The organism is Gluconobacter kanchanaburiensis NBRC 103587, assembly GCF_007988905.1.
Lineage (GTDB): Bacteria > Pseudomonadota > Alphaproteobacteria > Acetobacterales > Acetobacteraceae > Gluconobacter > Gluconobacter kanchanaburiensis.
The window spans coordinates 230,173-244,229 of record NZ_BJVA01000001.1 but is presented as its reverse complement, the minus strand read 5'-3'; the positions used below and the strand labels follow the sequence as shown (position 1 = coordinate 244,229).

Below are 14,057 nucleotides of genomic sequence, written 5' to 3'. Positions count from 1 at the left end.
TTTCAGAATATTTAGCTTACTGCGTGAAAGAGCCAGTGGAACAGTCCAACGTTCGTCAGATCGTTCACCGTCGAGAACAGGAAAAGCGCGCCGATCAAGGCCATTCCCGCCTGCATGCTGACATCCTGAACCTTTTTGGAGACCGGACGCCCGCGGATTGCCTCACACACATAGAAAACAAGCCGCCCGCCATCGAGCACGGGGATCGGAAAAAGATTGATCAATCCGAGGTTGATTGAGAGCAGCGCCATGAAAGAAATGATGCTGGCCAGACCGTAACTTGCAACCTGCCCGGAGAGTTGGGCAATGCGAATCGTGCCACCCAGTTCTCTCGCACTGCGCTGCCCGCTCACGATCTGCCAGACCCCTTCAAGGGTCATGACCGACTTGTCCCATGTTTCCCGAAGACCCATGATGAAAGCCGCAGGTAACGAAACAGGTTTTCCTGGAGAAACGGCAAACCCTATTCCAAGGCTTCCGATCTCATGCCCACCCTGCTTGAGGGTACCGAGCGTAACAGGCAGCGTCAGCGTTTCAGAACCACGGTGAATTCCCAAGGTCGTCTGCTTTCCAGGCAGACCTGCCACGGTTGCCATTACATCCTCGGCACCCAAAATGGGCGTATTCCCGATACGGGTAATGATATCTCCGGATTTCAGCCCCGCATGATCCGCGGCACTTCCGGCTGTAACCTGCGTAATGTCCCCCCGGATTTCGGGTTTGCCGACCACCGCGAAGAGAACGGTGAATGCAAGGATCGCGAAAATGAAGTTGAAAAGCGGTCCCATGATGATGACGAGAGCCCGGGACCCCACGGGTTTGTCGTGAAAGGTCCGCCCCGGGATCCAGGCCAATTTCTGCTCTTCCGTCGCATCCTCCGGCCCCTCAAAGCCATGAGGTTTGACGAATCCGCCGAGCGGAATGGCACTGATCCGCCACTCAGTCCCGGACCTGTCATGCCAGCGGTGAATTGCAGGACCAAAACCGATGGAGAAGGTCTCGACCTTCACACCACGCCATCGTGCAGCCAGATAATGTCCAAGCTCATGAATGAACACGAGGATGCCAAGGATCAGAACATAAGCCAGAATGGTGCGCAGAAGATCATGCATTCAGGGAAGCCTCGCTCACAGTATTCCGCAACTGGCCACTCTCCCGCAGGATGTGAGCCTCCGCCAGAGCTCGGCCCCGGGCATCCCAGTGCAGCACTTCGTCAAGAGTCGTGAGTTCCGGGTTTTCGTCCATAGCCTGCAAGGCGGCCTCGATCGTCTCGCCGATACCAAGAAAGCCGATACGACGGTTGAGAAAGGCATCAACCGCCACTTCGTTCGCGGCCGAGAATACGGCAGGCGCGGCACCTCCCGCCCGGAGAACCTGCCGGGCCAGACGCAGCGGCGCAAAACGCACTTCATCCGGAGCTTCGAATTCCAGCGTGCCGTATGCCGCCAGATCAAGGCGGTCACACGGCGTCTCCATCCGCTTCGGCCAGGCAAGTGTGTGGGCGATGGGAATGCGCATGTCTGCCGATCCCATCTGGGAAACGAGACTGCCATCACGAAACTGAACCAGACCATGCACAACGGACTGCGGATGTACCAGAACATCGATGCGATCTTCGGTCAGACCGAAAAGTCTGGCTGCCTCAATAACTTCCAGACCCTTGTTCGCCATGGACGCGGAATCAATCGTGATCTTTGCCCCCATGGTCCATGTCGGATGCTTCAACGCCTTTTCCGGAGTAGCAGCCCGCATGTCTTCCAGAGAAGATTTGCGGAACGGTCCACCCGAAGCCGTCAGGATGATCTTCTCAACGCTGTCCATGTCACAGGCGCCGAGAGACTGGGCAATGGCGTTATGCTCCGAATCAACGGGCAACAGCGTGGCTCCGGCTTCGGCAACCGCGCGGAGCATGACATCTCCCGCACAAACCAGAGCTTCCTTGTTCGCAAGCGCAATCGCATGACCATTACGGGCGGCGGCAAGTGTGGGCTCCAGTCCCGCGGCGCCTGTAATGGCGGCCATTGTCCAGTCGGCTTCCATGGCACCGGCTTCGATGACAGCCTGTCGTCCCGCGGCGGTGCGGATCCCGGACCCGGCCAGACACGCTTTCAGCTCTTCATACCGGCGTTCGTCATGAATGACGGCGACTTCAGCATTCAGACGGCGGGCCTGCTCGGCAAGAAGAGGCGCATTGCATCCCCCAACCAGAGCGCGCACCTCAATTTCTTCAGGAATACGAGCAAGTAGATCGACCGTCGAGGTCCCAATGCTGCCCGTGCTGCCTAGCACCGTAACGCGACGACGTGCGGAACCGTCAGTCATGAGAAAAGCTCCCCTGAGAAATAGGTGGGTGTGCAGAACCGCCAGTCAGATCTGCAGGAAGAATGGACCAGAAGGGCTGTCCCGCCACCAGCAGCGACAGCAGAGCCGCTGCGGGAGCTGCTGCAAGAAGGCCGTCGAAACGGTCCAGAAGACCGCCATGGCCTGGTATGAGACGGCCGGAATCCTTGACGCCAAGACGGCGTTTCGCCGCGCTCTCCAACAGGTCGCCGCTCTGGGAGCAAACCCCAAGAACAGCACCACAGAGCAGACCGCCAGCCTGCGTCCCATGAGCGGTCAACCAGGCCACGAGCCCCCCTGCCAGGGCGGCGCCCATCAGACCGCCAATCGCACCAGAGCGCGTCTTACCGGGGGAAATGGACGGTGCCAGCTTTGGACCGCCAAAAATACGCCCTGCCAGATAAGCGAAACTGTCACTTGCGATCACGACACACAGCACGAACAACACGGAAGCCATGCCATTCGGCAGATGCCGCAGCCACAGCAGTGACAATCCACCAACAATAGACACGATGACAGGAACGCTGGCCGGAAAACCAAAAATTAGCGTCGGCCAGATCATCCAGAATGCCGCACTCCATTCCCCTTTCAGGGCAGCCAGTCCCGCAATCACGGGCCAGACCAGCAGGAGAACGCCACGCCATGTCCGCAATGGCTGACGGATGAGCGTCTCGCCCTCCCAGACCAGACCGAACATCGCCAGCAGGATCAGAGCGTCATAAATCGCCCCTCCCCGCCAGATGCAGAACGCCGCAACAGGCACCAGAACCGCGGCAGACAAAAGACGCAGCCGAAGATCCGACCACCTAGCGGACGAGGCACTCATACCGGACGACCGCCAAAACGTCGCTGACGTCCTGCAAAACGGGAGAGCGCTTCAAGAAATTCCGCCTCGCCGAAATCGGGCCACAGAACATCCATGAAAACCAGTTCGGCGTACGCACTCTGCCAGAGGAGAAAATTGGACAGACGACACTCTCCGCTGGTCCGGATCACCAGATCCGGATCCGGCATGTCGCCCGTCTGAAGGGCCTCGTCGAGCATGTCTTCGCTGATATTCTCAGCGGAAATCCTCCCGGCCGCAGCCTCTTCAGCAAGGCGACGGGCAGCCTGAACGATATCGGCACGTCCGCCATAAGACAGGGCAAGCGTCAAGGTCAGGGTCGTGTTGTTCAGCGTCAGCGCCTCGGCGCGTCGCAGTTCTTCACGCAACGACCCCTCGAAGCGCTCCGGCTCCCCGATGATCCGAAGACGAACGCCCTGGGAATGAAGTTCATTGATCTTGTGACGCAGATAAAAGCGCAGCAGGGACGTCAGGTCCCCGACTTCCTCAGCGGACCGACGCCAGTTCTCCGAGGAGAACGCATAAAGCGTCAGGTAGCGCACCCCCTGACGGATGGCGGTCCGGACGCATTGCTGCACGGACTCAGCCCCCTGACGATGCCCCGCGGCGACAGGAAGCCTGCGCGCACGGGCCCATCGTCCGTTCCCGTCCATGATCATTGCGATATGGACAGGAACGGGGTTCACGCCATCCCCCGTAGACGGAGGGGTGGTACGGTCGGGTCGGGGGAGAGAGCCTGCAGACAAACGCGCAATCAGACCTGTTTGATCTCGCGTTCTTTATCCGCGAAGATATCGTCCACTTTCTTGATGTACTGATCCGTCAGCTTCTGGATCGCATCCGTCCAGGTTTTCATATCGTCCTGGCTGATGTCGCTCTTCTTTTCCAGAGCCTTGGTCTGCTCCATGCCATCACGACGCACACCACGCACGGAAATCTTGCCGTTCTCAGCATAACGGCTGGCCGCACGGGCCAGTTCGTTGCGACGCTCTTCGGTCAGGGCCGGAATGGGAACGCGAACCGTCTGGCCGTCCGTGGACGGATTGAGGCCAAGGCCGCTGTCCCGGATGGCGCGCTCGACAGCACCGACCACCGTGCGATCCCAGACAGACACTGTCAGCATGCGGGCTTCAGGAACGGCAATGGACCCGACCTGCGACAGCGGCACTTCGGACCCATAAGCCTCGACGCGCACAGGCTCCAGCAGGTTGGGGCTGGCACGTCCGGAACGCAGACCGGACAGATCGCGACGAAGGCTTTCGATCGCTCCGTCCATCCGGCGTGTCAGGTCGGCGATGAGGTCATTCAGGTCAGCAGACATGAGCTGTTCCTTTCAGTTCGACGTTGTTCCCGGAACACGTTCCGGAATTTCGTTGACGACAAGCAGATCAGTCCGCTTCGATGATCCGGGTGAAACGCCCTTCTCCACGCATCACGGCACTGAAAGAGCCGGGAGCATGCATGTTGAAGACCACGATCGGCAATCTGTTTTCCCGCGCGAGGCTGATGGCAGCCGCATCCATGACGTTCAGGTCACGGGCCAGCACTTCGAGATAGGTCAACTGGTCATAACGCTGGGCATCGGGATTGCGACGCGGATCGGCGGAATAGACACCATCCACCTGCGTTCCCTTGAAGAGCGCGTCGCATTCCATTTCGTTCGCACGCAGGGCGGCAGCGGTATCGGTCGTGAAAAACGGATTACCTGTACCCGCCGCGAAAATCACGACACGACCTTTTTCCATATGACGCACGGCCCGCCGACGGATGTAGGGCTCGGCGATCGAGGCCATCTGGATCGCGGTCATGACGCGCGTCTCCATGCCACGCTTCTCCAGCGCGTTCTGGAGCATCAGCGCATTGATGACGGTCGCCAGCATTCCGGCATAGTCACCCTGCGCCCGGTCCATGCCCTTCGCTGCGGCCGCGAGGCCGCGAAAAATATTGCCACCCCCGACAACGAGGCAGACCTCCACCCCGGAAGCCACGACCTCGGCGATATCGGCGGCAACCATGTCCACCATTACGGGGTCAACCCCTGACGGCCCGTTCCCCATCAGTGCCTCTCCGGACACCTTGAGAAGGACGCGTTTGTAGGAGGGGCTCTGTTCTCGATTTTCGGTCATCATGCCCGTCTCTGGTTGGATGTGTCTTGAAGTGCGCCTGTCATACAGACGTGGGAGGATTGGAACAAGCGATGTCAGGATACCGGATTTCAATCAGTCCGGCATCCATCCTTTCAGTCTTCCAGACCGATGGCACGCAGACGGGCCTTTTCCTCATCCCAGCCTGCCCGCTCCTTCACATTCAGAAAAAGATGACACTTGCGGTCCAGAAGCTCCTGAAGCTCCATACGCGCCCGAGCGCCGAGCGACTTGATCTTGTGCCCGCCCTCCCCAATCAGGATGGCCTTGTGCCCAGGGCGGGAAACATAAATCGTCACTTCAATCCGCACCGATCCGTCAGGTCGCTCCTTGAAACTCTCGGTCTCGACTGTCGCCTGATACGGAATTTCCTCATGCGTCTGCATGAAAATCTGCTCACGAACCAGTTCCGCAGCAAGCAGCCGATCGGGAAGATCCGTCAGATCGTCTTCCGGATACAGGAACGGCCCTTCAGGCAGTTCAGTCGCCAGAGACGCCATCAGGTCACTGACCCCGTCACCCGAGCGGGCACTGAGCATGAAAACATGCTCAACGGAAATGAGACCGCTGATTTCCTGCGTCAGGGGCAGCAATTCGGCACGCTCCACAAGATCCGTCTTGTTCAGAACCAGCCAGATGCGCCCCTTGCTCTCGCCAAGCTTGGCAATGATCTCGCGAACATCCTCGCGCAGACCCGATTTCGCATCCACCAGCAACAGGGTCAGGTCCGCATCCTGCGATCCCGACCAGGCGGCATTCACCATCGCGCGGTCCAGCCGACGGCGTGGTTTGAAAATTCCTGGCAGGTCCACCAGAATGATCTGGGCATTGTCCTGCATGACGATCCCGAGTGTCCGGAAGCGTGTCGTCTGGGCCTTGGGGCTGACGATGGACAGCTTGGCTCCGGCAATCCGGTTCAGCAGGGTGGACTTCCCCGCGTTCGGGGCGCCGACGAGAGCCACGAAACCGCAGCGCGTGGTCATGTTCTGATCCTTTGCTGGTGACATCTCAGGATGCCACCGTCTGACCGAGGTGTTTCAGCAGGGCCGTGGCCGCGGCACTTTCCGCGAGCCTCTTGCTGCCGGCTTCTCCCGTTCCCGTATACCCCATGGTCGTGACGCTGACGCGGAACACGGGCGCATGGGACGGGCCGTCCGAAGACAGGAGTTCATAATGCGGAAGCGGCAGACCCTGCGAAAGCATATATTCCTGAAGCAGGGTCTTGGGCTCCTTGTGAGGGCGATCAGCGCTATCGATCCGTGCCTGCCAGTACTGGCGCACGACGCGACGGGCCGGTTCCAGACCGCCATCCAGATAGAGCGCCCCGAGCAGCGCCTCCATGGCATCTGCGCGGATACTGGACAGACGCCTGATCCCGGCATCCTCCTCATGAGGAGAAATCCGCAGCGACGCAGACAGACCGACCTGATCGGCAATCTCCGCAAGCACCGTGCGCGACACCAGATGGGCGTGACGGGGGCCAAGCGCCCCCTCCTGCTCGTCCGGGTAACGCTCCAGCAACCATTCCGCCATGAGAAGACCCAGAACCCGGTCCCCGATGAATTCGAGACGCTCGTTGGACCCGCTTCCCTTGGGACGCTGGCTGCGGCGGGCGCGACGCGGGTCCCGACCTGACACGGCTGACCGATGTGTCAGCGCTTCATTCAGCAGCTCGGGGCGAACGAAATTGTGGCCAAGCGCCCGCTGCATCGCCTCAAAGGCATCTGACGTGGACAGTGTCATGTGACGGAATGCAGGAAGCGGTTCCAGCGAACCTCGGTCGGCCAGTACCAGAACTGCCAGGCTGGGTGGCGCATATCCATGGAAAACAGGACAATCGGCGCACGCCCGACAAGGTTCTGCATCGGCACGAAACCGAGATCATCCGGCCCGTCACCCTGGAAGCGGCTGTCGGCACTGTCGTCACGATCATCGCCCATGGCGAAGAACGACCCATCCGGCACAACATATTCCGGCGTGTCGTTTGCGAACCCCTCGTCCGTCAGCTTGAGAATATCATGTTCGACCGGCGCACGCCCCGCGCTGCCCGGCAGGCTTTCACGATACCGCTCCCCGCTTAGAAGACGGTTGTTCTCATCAAGGACTTCATAATGCCCGAGCGCCGTACGCGGCACTTCGATCCCGTTGAGGATAAGCTTCCCCCCCGTAACCTGAATATGATCGCCTGGCAGACCAACGATGCGCTTGATGTAATCCACGGACGTATCGCGCGTGAACCGAAACACCGCCACATCCCCGCGATGCGGTTCCGCCCCCAGAATACGGCCGCTGAACACATTAGGCGAAAACGGAAAGGAAAACCGCGAATAGCCGTAGCTGAATTTCGAGACCAGAACGAAATCCCCGATCTGGAGCGTCGGGATCATCGAGCCGGAGGGAATATTGAAAGGCTCTACAACGAGCGAACGCACGGCAAAAACCGCCAGCAGAAGCACACAGAAATAGCGTATGCTCTCGCCCAGAGTCTCTTCCCTGCGCACCGGCTGGTCCGCGGCGCCTTCTGTACCCGGTACGGGCCTGTTGTCCTTGGTCATGAGACGCTCTTAACCCAGCTTGACCGCATTGGCGAGCGCTTCAATCGGTCCAAATGATCCCACAGGAGCGGATTGGATGATCACCTGCGCCAGCGCGAAGGGCGGGTCATCCGTCAAGCTGACAAGAACACGCGCCTCCTGCCCTTGCGGAACCAGCCGATCCAGAATCGCGCGCGCGCCTCCAAACAACCGAAGTTCGGGGGCACCGCTAGGAGCGTTGAAGATCTCGATATCCTGAAACTGGACACCCTGTGCAAATCCGGTACCCAGCGCCTTCACGCACGCCTCCTTGGCAGCCCAGCGCTTAGCATAACTTGCCATCCGTGCAGCACCGGCAAGGCGACCAGCATGAGTGCGCTCATTCTTGGTGAAAACCCGGCACAAAAAACGTTCACCAAACCGTTCGACAGTCTGCTCGATGCGCGAAATCATGCACAAATCCGTCCCCATCCCGAGGATCATGAGGTCATCCCTTAGCCCGTTCGACCTGCATGACACCCACTGCCGTCCGGAAGGCAGCGATCAGCGACGAGAGATGGCGGAGGTCCTTGACTTCAAGGTCGACCAGGATTTCCATAAAGTCGAGCTGACGGTTTACGATCTTGAGGTTAATGACGCTTCCATTGTGCTTGGCGGCGACATTGGTCAGTGTTGCAAGGACCTCAGGTTCATTGGCCGCGACAACGGACAGGCGCGCTGTATAGGGGTCCGTACCTTGACGCCGGCCAAGAGCCTCGTAGTCCCAGTCCACTTCCAGAAAACGTTCCGGCGTATCGGCAAAGCTCGACAGGTTCTGACAGCCCCGGCGATGAATGGTGACACCTTTGCCCTGCGCGATAATGCCAACGATTGGATCACCCGGCAGCGGGCGGCAGCATCCGGCAAAACTGATGGCGATCCCCGAACCGATTCCCTTGATCGTGCCACCCGAATGTGTCGCCGTGCTTCTTGAGCCTGCGTGCCCTGCGCCGAGCATGAGAGACTGACCGAAACGGGGCGAGAGACCGGGCACCATTCGAGGAGCACGGACGCTCTGCCTCAACTCCGGATAAGCGGTATTGACGACGTCCTTCGGGCCAAGTTGGCCATTGCCCACCGAAACATACAGGTCTTCCACAGAAGCCTGGCGCAGTTCCTTGAGGATGCCGTCCAGAACCTTTTCGGAACCGTCTACACCCTCCTGGCGGAACGCCTTGGCAATTGCAGCACGCCCGTTATCCAGATGAACCTGACGCTGCTGCTGGGCGACAAAGCGTCTAATTCTGGCACGCGCCTTGCCTGTTGCGACAAAACGCTCCCAGGATGGGGATGGCGTGCCGCCGCGGGCGGTCATGATTTCGACCTGATCGCCATTCTGCAATTCATGCCGCAGAGGCATCAGACGTCCGTTGACCTTGGCACCGACACAGGTATCACCAACCTGACTATGCACGGCATATGCAAAATCGACTGGCGTTGCGCCGCGCGGCAGGGAAATCAGCTGCCCCTTGGGAGTGAAACAGAAAACCTGATCTTGATAGAGCTCCAGCTTGGTGTTTTCGAGGAACTCATCAGGAGCCTGGCTGTCTTCAAGGATCTCCAGAAGATCCTGCACCCAGCGGAGCTTGCGGGTCGGTGCACCAAATGCCGAGGACAGAGCCGCCGCCTCACGTTCGCTCGGGGTAGCATGTTCCTTGTAGGCCCAGTGTGATGCGACACCGTTCTCCGCGAGATCGTGCATCTCGGCGGTCCGGATCTGGATTTCGATTTTCTGGTTTCGCGGGTGACGCAGAGTCACGCCGGTATGGAGACTCTGGTAACCATTGGCTTTCGGCGTGGAAATATAATCTTTGAAACGCCCGGCTATCATCGGATAGGCACCGTGAATTGCGCCAAGCGCCATATAGCAGGCGTCACGGGTCGGTACGAGCAGGCGGAATGCCATGATGTCCGAAAGCTGCTCGAACGCCACGTTGCGGCGCTGCATTTTTTCCCAGATCGAGTAAGGCGATTTTTCACGCCCCGTCACTTCGACCCTGTCAATTCCCGTTTCAGCACACAGACCCATCAATTCCTGACGGACCTGCTCAATGACATCAGCACCCTGCCCGCGCAGAAAGTTCAGGCGGGCCCGGATTGTCGCATCGGCTTCAGGTTCAAGCTGCGCGAAAGAGAGGTTCTGCAACTCCGTCTTGACGCGATCCATACCAATACGCTCGGCGAGAGGCGCATAGATGTCCATCGTTTCACGGGCGATGCGCTGCCGTCTATCCGTACGCTGCACATAATGCAGAGTCCGCATGTTGTGCAGACGGTCGGCCAGCTTTACGATCAGGACCCGGATATCCCGGGACATCGCAAGGACGAGCTTGCGGAAATTTTCTGCCTGTTTGGTTCGATCTGACTGCAGCTCGAGACGCGTCAGCTTTGTGACACCATCCACGAGGGCCGAGACATCCTCGCCGAAACGCGCCTTCAGCGACTCACAGGAAACACCGGTATCTTCGACCGTATCGTGAAGTAGCCCCACCATAATGGACGTCGCATCCATGCGAAAACCTGCAAGGATGTTGGCAACGGCAATGGGATGAGTGATGTAGGCGTCGCCATTGTCGCGGCGCTGATTGTTATGGGCATCCGCGGCAACATCGTACGCGGCTTCAATCCGGGACAGATCGGCGGTCGGATCGTAGCTTTCGATCCGACGAAGCAATCCGGCAATCGAGGGTTTAAAATCACCGGACGCGACAGAAGAAAGTGCGCTCGGAGGAGATGCATCAGACATGAAGCATTCCCCCTCTCAGGACGGCAGAGAAAAAATCAGCGGCGACCCCGACCACCAAGCTCGGCCTCGATCGCTGCAGATTCATCCGCAGACATATTTTCAGCCATATGGGCGTGCTCTTCTTCCGCGGACACATCCTGAAGACCGAAAATATTCTGGTCAGTCGGAATCAGATCCAGCACCTCCTCGTCAACGGGCTCAGGCTCTGGAGCACGGGCGAGAGAGCGAACGATCCCTTCACGAAGGACGGGCAGACTGACCTTGTCTTCCGCGATTTCCCGCAATGCGACGACCGTGTTCTTGTCGTTCTCGCGTTCAAGACGGATTTCCTCACCGCGTGACAGGCCACGAGCACGCTGGGCAGCAAGCAGAACCAGTTCGAAACGGTTGGGAACCTTCTCGATGCAATCTTCTACGGTTACGCGCGCCATGCGACAGGCCCCCTTCGGGTAAGACTAAGGAATAAAATAAGAGAGAATGCTGGCATTACCATGCGGTTCATGCGAATGCAATCGCGCCTGCCCTCCCTCCGGAATTGAACCTAAGCACATTCAGCTCGTTCGCAGCTGGAAGGCAGCCTTTACCCCCTCCCGACGACGCTGTCCGACAGGGACACATATTTTATATACCAGGATTACCCATCATGCTTTTGCGCCAGAACGAACGCACAGCTCTTTTCATCGACGGCGCCAGCCTCCACCACGCAGCCCGCAATCTGGGTTTTGAAGTCGACTTCCGCAGCCTCCGCAAGCTGTTCGAGACCCAGTGCCTGTTTCAGCGTGCATTTTACTACGCCGCGATGCCTGAAACGGATGATTACTCCCCGCTCCGGCCACTGACCGACTGGCTGGCCTATAACGGCTACCACCTCGTGATGAAAAATGCGCGTGAGTTTACGGATAATTCAGGAAGACGCCGTATCAAGGGAAACATGGATGTCGAACTGACAGTGGATCTTCTGGAACAGGCAGGGCGCCTCGATCACGCGGTAATCGTGAGTGGCGACTCCGACCTGCGACGGGCAGTGGAAGCCGCACAGGCACGCGGTGTCCGGGTCACGGTCATTTCCTCGATGCGCTCGTCTCCCCCCATGATCGGGGATGACCTGCGCCGGCAGGCCGATCTGTTCGTGGAGCTGGCTGACATCGCGCCGTCCTTCACGCGCCGTCTGGCGGAGCCGCGCACCTCGTCACGTCAGGGTCCCGTTCGTCATCCGGCCGATATCAACAGTGACGAGACCACCGATTCATGACACTTCGGGCTTCCACCGGAACGACCGCCACGATCCCTCCCCTTGCTCCCATTCCCGAGGGAGCAAGACCGGGTATCGGTCCCCTTTCAGCCGAACTGCTGATCGTCTGCCTTGATCCGGAGGAGGCCGTGACGACCCTGGCGTCTTTTCTGGAGGCCAACCGGATCGTTTTCGACACCGTGGCAGGACCGGACAATATCGTCGGCCGCATTACGACGGTCATGCAGCCTCTCTCGCCGCAGCCGCTCGCACTTCCGTCCGAGCTCGAGGAGTGCAGTGCGGCCCTCTGCCGGGAGTTGCAGAGCATGCATGGCCTCAAACTGGTTCTGACGCTGGGAATCAGTGCTCATATTGCCGTTCTTGGAGCCTGTGGCATTCCCCTGTCGCGGCTTGATTTCCGGCCCGGCGAGATTACCCATCTTCCCGACGGCCTCCTTCTTGCCGACGGGTGTCACTTCCCGACAAATTCCTTCCCGGCCGACATGCTGGCACAGCGGCGTGCAGCCCTTTCGGAACTCTCCCCGAAAATCCGCGCAGCATTGCGACCTGCGGCATAGCATTGCAGCACGTATCCCTGCCCCGACCAGTTCAGATCGTCTTCGACCGCCTTGAGATACGGGCCAGCAACACCAGTCCCAACGCCACAAGATAAGGGGCAGATATGCTGTTCAGTGTCTTGAAGGACAGGAAGAAATGGATGCCTGCAAGAAGCGCGGCAGGGTAGATCAGCCGATGCAACAGTTTCCAGCGCCCTCTCAGCATGCGCATTGCGCGCATGTTTGAGGTGACTGCAAGCGGCACCAGCATCAGCAGCGCCCCCATTCCCAAAATGATAAAAGAGCGATGGGTGACATCGCGCCACAGGGTTGACCAGTCAAATCCAAGGTCCAGCCCAATATAGGCCGCCAGGTGCATAAGCGCGTAGAAAAACGCCAGAAGACCGGTCAGCCGTCGATAACGCAGCAGGTTGATGCCGGTAAATCGCCTGAGAGGCGCGAGAGCCAGACAGCATAACAGAAACCGGAAAGCCCAAAGGCCGAGAGAACGTTCAAAAACATTGACAGGATCAGCACCCAGCGCGCCCTGTTGTCCCTCGCAGAGAAGCCAGACGGCTGGCAGCAGCCCCAGCGGGTAGAAGATGACACGCCAATGCTTCCTCAACATGAACCTGACATTTACAACCATACGCTCACAGGTCCTCGTCATCAGAAGTGTGCCCGCAGGTCCATGCCCCGGTACAGATCCGCAACCTGCTCGCCATAGCCATTGAACATGAGCGTGGGTTGACGTCGGGCGCCAAACAGTGACCGCGCACCGATGACCCGCTCGCTCGCCTGGCTCCAGCGGGGATGATCAACCTGCGGATTGACGTTGGCGTAGAAACCATATTCATCGGGAGCGAGCCGGTTCCATGTTGTCGGAGGTTCATGATCGAGCAGACGGATGCGCTGGATCGACTTGATGCCCTTGAACCCGTATTTCCAGGGAACGACGAGCCGCAGCGGCGCCCCGTTCTGGTTGGGCAGCGTCTCCCCGTAAATGCCGAGCGCGATAAGGGTCAGAGGGTTCATGGCCTCGTCCAGACGCAGACCTTCGACATAAGGCCACTGGATTCCAGAAAATCCGCCATTCTGTCCGGGCATTTCCAATGGGCGCACCACACTTTCGAAGGCGACATGGGTGGCCCGTGGATCAGGATCCGCATTTCTGAGCAGGTTCGCAAGAGGAATACCGTCCCAAGGTATGACCATGGACCACGCTTCCACACAGCGCATCCGATAAATCCGCTCCTCAATTTCGCTGGACTTAAGGAGCTGTTCCACATCGAGACGAAGGGGCTTTTTTACGAGGCCCGTGATTTCGAGCGTCCAGGGCAGAGGCTGGAATTCCTGTGACTGACTGGACGGGTCCGCCTTGTCCATCCCGAACTCATAGAAATTGTTATAATGTGTCACGTCTTCGTGTGGGGTCGGCTCCAGAACCGCGGAATATGGGCCGCGATGTGTCTGAAGGGGAGCAGCCTCCGCCGCAGTCGCCGACGCAGCCAGCGCAGCCGTGGCGCCAATAAGAGTGCGACGGGAGAGATAAATCTGTTTTGGCGTGATTTCAGACGGAAGGGGACGGGGATAGCGAAAGAGGGCCATTTTCGATTTCCGGG

The 14,057-nt window shown here is 59.0% G+C and carries 16 protein-coding genes; 2 read left to right on the top strand and 14 right to left on the bottom strand.

What is annotated here, in order from left to right; all coding sequences use genetic code 11:
• Positions 1 to 11 precede the first annotated feature (11 nt).
• The 12 genes from rseP to rpoZ form a co-directional block, all read right to left on the bottom strand.
• Complete coding sequence (gene rseP / locus GKA01_RS01115) at positions 12 to 1,112, bottom strand: RIP metalloprotease RseP (protein ID WP_146858357.1); 1,101 nt, start codon at positions 1,110 to 1,112, stop codon at positions 12 to 14.
• Positions 1,105 to 2,322 carry a 1-deoxy-D-xylulose-5-phosphate reductoisomerase gene (gene dxr / locus GKA01_RS01110; RefSeq protein WP_146858355.1) on the bottom strand — a complete coding sequence of 406 codons (1,218 nt, stop codon included), beginning with the start codon at positions 2,320 to 2,322 and terminating at the stop codon, positions 1,105 to 1,107. The genes rseP and dxr overlap by 8 nt, the downstream gene beginning before the upstream one ends.
• On the bottom strand, positions 2,315 to 3,166 hold the full coding sequence (locus GKA01_RS01105) for a phosphatidate cytidylyltransferase (RefSeq protein ID WP_146858353.1): 852 nt from the start codon (positions 3,164 to 3,166) through the stop codon (positions 2,315 to 2,317). Before GKA01_RS01105 ends, dxr begins: the two co-directional genes overlap by 8 nt.
• Entirely contained in the window at positions 3,163 to 3,870 is a 708-nt protein-coding gene (uppS, locus tag GKA01_RS01100; protein WP_146858351.1) for a polyprenyl diphosphate synthase, read from the bottom strand. Before uppS ends, GKA01_RS01105 begins: the two co-directional genes overlap by 4 nt.
• Positions 3,871 to 3,938: 68 nt before the next feature.
• Positions 3,939 to 4,505: a ribosome recycling factor gene (gene frr / locus GKA01_RS01095; protein WP_146858349.1), complete on the bottom strand. Its 567-nt coding sequence runs from the start codon at positions 4,503 to 4,505 to the stop codon at positions 3,939 to 3,941.
• Between the two features lie 67 nt (positions 4,506 to 4,572).
• Entirely contained in the window at positions 4,573 to 5,313 is a 741-nt protein-coding gene (pyrH, locus tag GKA01_RS01090) for a UMP kinase (protein ID WP_167506293.1), read from the bottom strand.
• Between the two features lie 110 nt (positions 5,314 to 5,423).
• Positions 5,424 to 6,311 (bottom strand): GTPase Era, encoded by an 888-nt coding sequence (gene era / locus GKA01_RS01085; RefSeq protein WP_146858347.1) that lies wholly within the window; start codon positions 6,309 to 6,311, stop codon positions 5,424 to 5,426.
• A gap of 25 nt (positions 6,312 to 6,336) precedes the next feature.
• Positions 6,337 to 7,071, bottom strand: a complete 735-nt coding sequence (gene rnc, locus GKA01_RS01080; RefSeq protein ID WP_146858345.1) for a ribonuclease III — start codon at positions 7,069 to 7,071, stop codon at positions 6,337 to 6,339.
• A complete protein-coding gene (lepB, locus tag GKA01_RS01075) occupies positions 7,068 to 7,883 on the bottom strand; it encodes a signal peptidase I (protein ID WP_146858343.1) in 816 nt (271 codons plus the stop codon). The genes rnc and lepB overlap by 4 nt, the downstream gene beginning before the upstream one ends.
• Before the next feature lie 9 nt (positions 7,884 to 7,892).
• Entirely contained in the window at positions 7,893 to 8,345 is a 453-nt protein-coding gene (gene acpS, locus GKA01_RS01070) for a holo-ACP synthase (protein ID WP_146858341.1), read from the bottom strand.
• A gap of 4 nt (positions 8,346 to 8,349) precedes the next feature.
• Entirely contained in the window at positions 8,350 to 10,647 is a 2,298-nt protein-coding gene (locus GKA01_RS01065; protein WP_146858339.1) for a RelA/SpoT family protein, read from the bottom strand.
• A gap of 35 nt (positions 10,648 to 10,682) precedes the next feature.
• Positions 10,683 to 11,078: a DNA-directed RNA polymerase subunit omega gene (gene rpoZ, locus GKA01_RS01060; protein WP_146858337.1), complete on the bottom strand. Its 396-nt coding sequence runs from the start codon at positions 11,076 to 11,078 to the stop codon at positions 10,683 to 10,685.
• A 212-nt stretch (positions 11,079 to 11,290) separates the two neighbouring features.
• On the opposite strand from rpoZ, the gene GKA01_RS01055 reads away from it, so the two are divergent.
• Positions 11,291 to 11,899 carry a LabA-like NYN domain-containing protein gene (locus tag GKA01_RS01055; protein WP_146858335.1) on the top strand — a complete coding sequence of 203 codons (609 nt, stop codon included), beginning with the start codon at positions 11,291 to 11,293 and terminating at the stop codon, positions 11,897 to 11,899.
• Positions 11,896 to 12,456 carry a uracil-DNA glycosylase family protein gene (locus GKA01_RS01050; protein WP_194265772.1) on the top strand — a complete coding sequence of 187 codons (561 nt, stop codon included), beginning with the start codon at positions 11,896 to 11,898 and terminating at the stop codon, positions 12,454 to 12,456. The genes GKA01_RS01055 and GKA01_RS01050 overlap by 4 nt, the downstream gene beginning before the upstream one ends.
• 31 nt (positions 12,457 to 12,487) lie before the next feature.
• On the opposite strand, the gene msrQ is transcribed toward GKA01_RS01050, so the two are convergent.
• Positions 12,488 to 13,063 carry a protein-methionine-sulfoxide reductase heme-binding subunit MsrQ gene (gene msrQ / locus GKA01_RS01045; protein WP_228119718.1) on the bottom strand — a complete coding sequence of 192 codons (576 nt, stop codon included), beginning with the start codon at positions 13,061 to 13,063 and terminating at the stop codon, positions 12,488 to 12,490.
• Between the two features lie 41 nt (positions 13,064 to 13,104).
• Entirely contained in the window at positions 13,105 to 14,043 is a 939-nt protein-coding gene (gene msrP / locus GKA01_RS01040) for a protein-methionine-sulfoxide reductase catalytic subunit MsrP (RefSeq protein WP_146858331.1), read from the bottom strand.
• Positions 14,044 to 14,057: the final 14 nt, after the last annotated feature.

Excerpts from the sequence above, each read along its gene's own strand:
- rseP (WP_146858357.1), bottom strand. The coding sequence starts at position 1,112 with ATGCATGATCTTCTGCGCACCATTCTGGCTTATGTTCTGATCCTTGGC.
- dxr (WP_146858355.1), bottom strand. The coding sequence starts at position 2,322 with ATGACTGACGGTTCCGCACGTCGTCGCGTTACGGTGCTAGGCAGCACG.
- GKA01_RS01105 (WP_146858353.1), bottom strand. The coding sequence starts at position 3,166 with ATGAGTGCCTCGTCCGCTAGGTGGTCGGATCTTCGGCTGCGTCTTTTG.
- frr (WP_146858349.1), bottom strand. The coding sequence starts at position 4,505 with ATGTCTGCTGACCTGAATGACCTCATCGCCGACCTGACACGCCGGATG.
- pyrH (WP_167506293.1), bottom strand. The coding sequence starts at position 5,313 with ATGATGACCGAAAATCGAGAACAGAGCCCCTCCTACAAACGCGTCCTT.
- era (WP_146858347.1), bottom strand. The coding sequence starts at position 6,311 with ATGACCACGCGCTGCGGTTTCGTGGCTCTCGTCGGCGCCCCGAACGCG.
- rnc (WP_146858345.1), bottom strand. The coding sequence starts at position 7,071 with ATGACACTGTCCACGTCAGATGCCTTTGAGGCGATGCAGCGGGCGCTT.
- lepB (WP_146858343.1), bottom strand. The coding sequence starts at position 7,883 with ATGACCAAGGACAACAGGCCCGTACCGGGTACAGAAGGCGCCGCGGAC.
- acpS (WP_146858341.1), bottom strand. The coding sequence starts at position 8,345 with ATGATCCTCGGGATGGGGACGGATTTGTGCATGATTTCGCGCATCGAG.
- GKA01_RS01065 (WP_146858339.1), bottom strand. The coding sequence starts at position 10,647 with ATGTCTGATGCATCTCCTCCGAGCGCACTTTCTTCTGTCGCGTCCGGT.
- rpoZ (WP_146858337.1), bottom strand. The coding sequence starts at position 11,078 with ATGGCGCGCGTAACCGTAGAAGATTGCATCGAGAAGGTTCCCAACCGT.
- GKA01_RS01055 (WP_146858335.1), top strand. The coding sequence starts at position 11,291 with ATGCTTTTGCGCCAGAACGAACGCACAGCTCTTTTCATCGACGGCGCC.
- GKA01_RS01050 (WP_194265772.1), top strand. The coding sequence starts at position 11,896 with ATGACACTTCGGGCTTCCACCGGAACGACCGCCACGATCCCTCCCCTT.
- msrQ (WP_228119718.1), bottom strand. The coding sequence starts at position 13,063 with ATGTTGAGGAAGCATTGGCGTGTCATCTTCTACCCGCTGGGGCTGCTG.
- msrP (WP_146858331.1), bottom strand. The coding sequence starts at position 14,043 with ATGGCCCTCTTTCGCTATCCCCGTCCCCTTCCGTCTGAAATCACGCCA.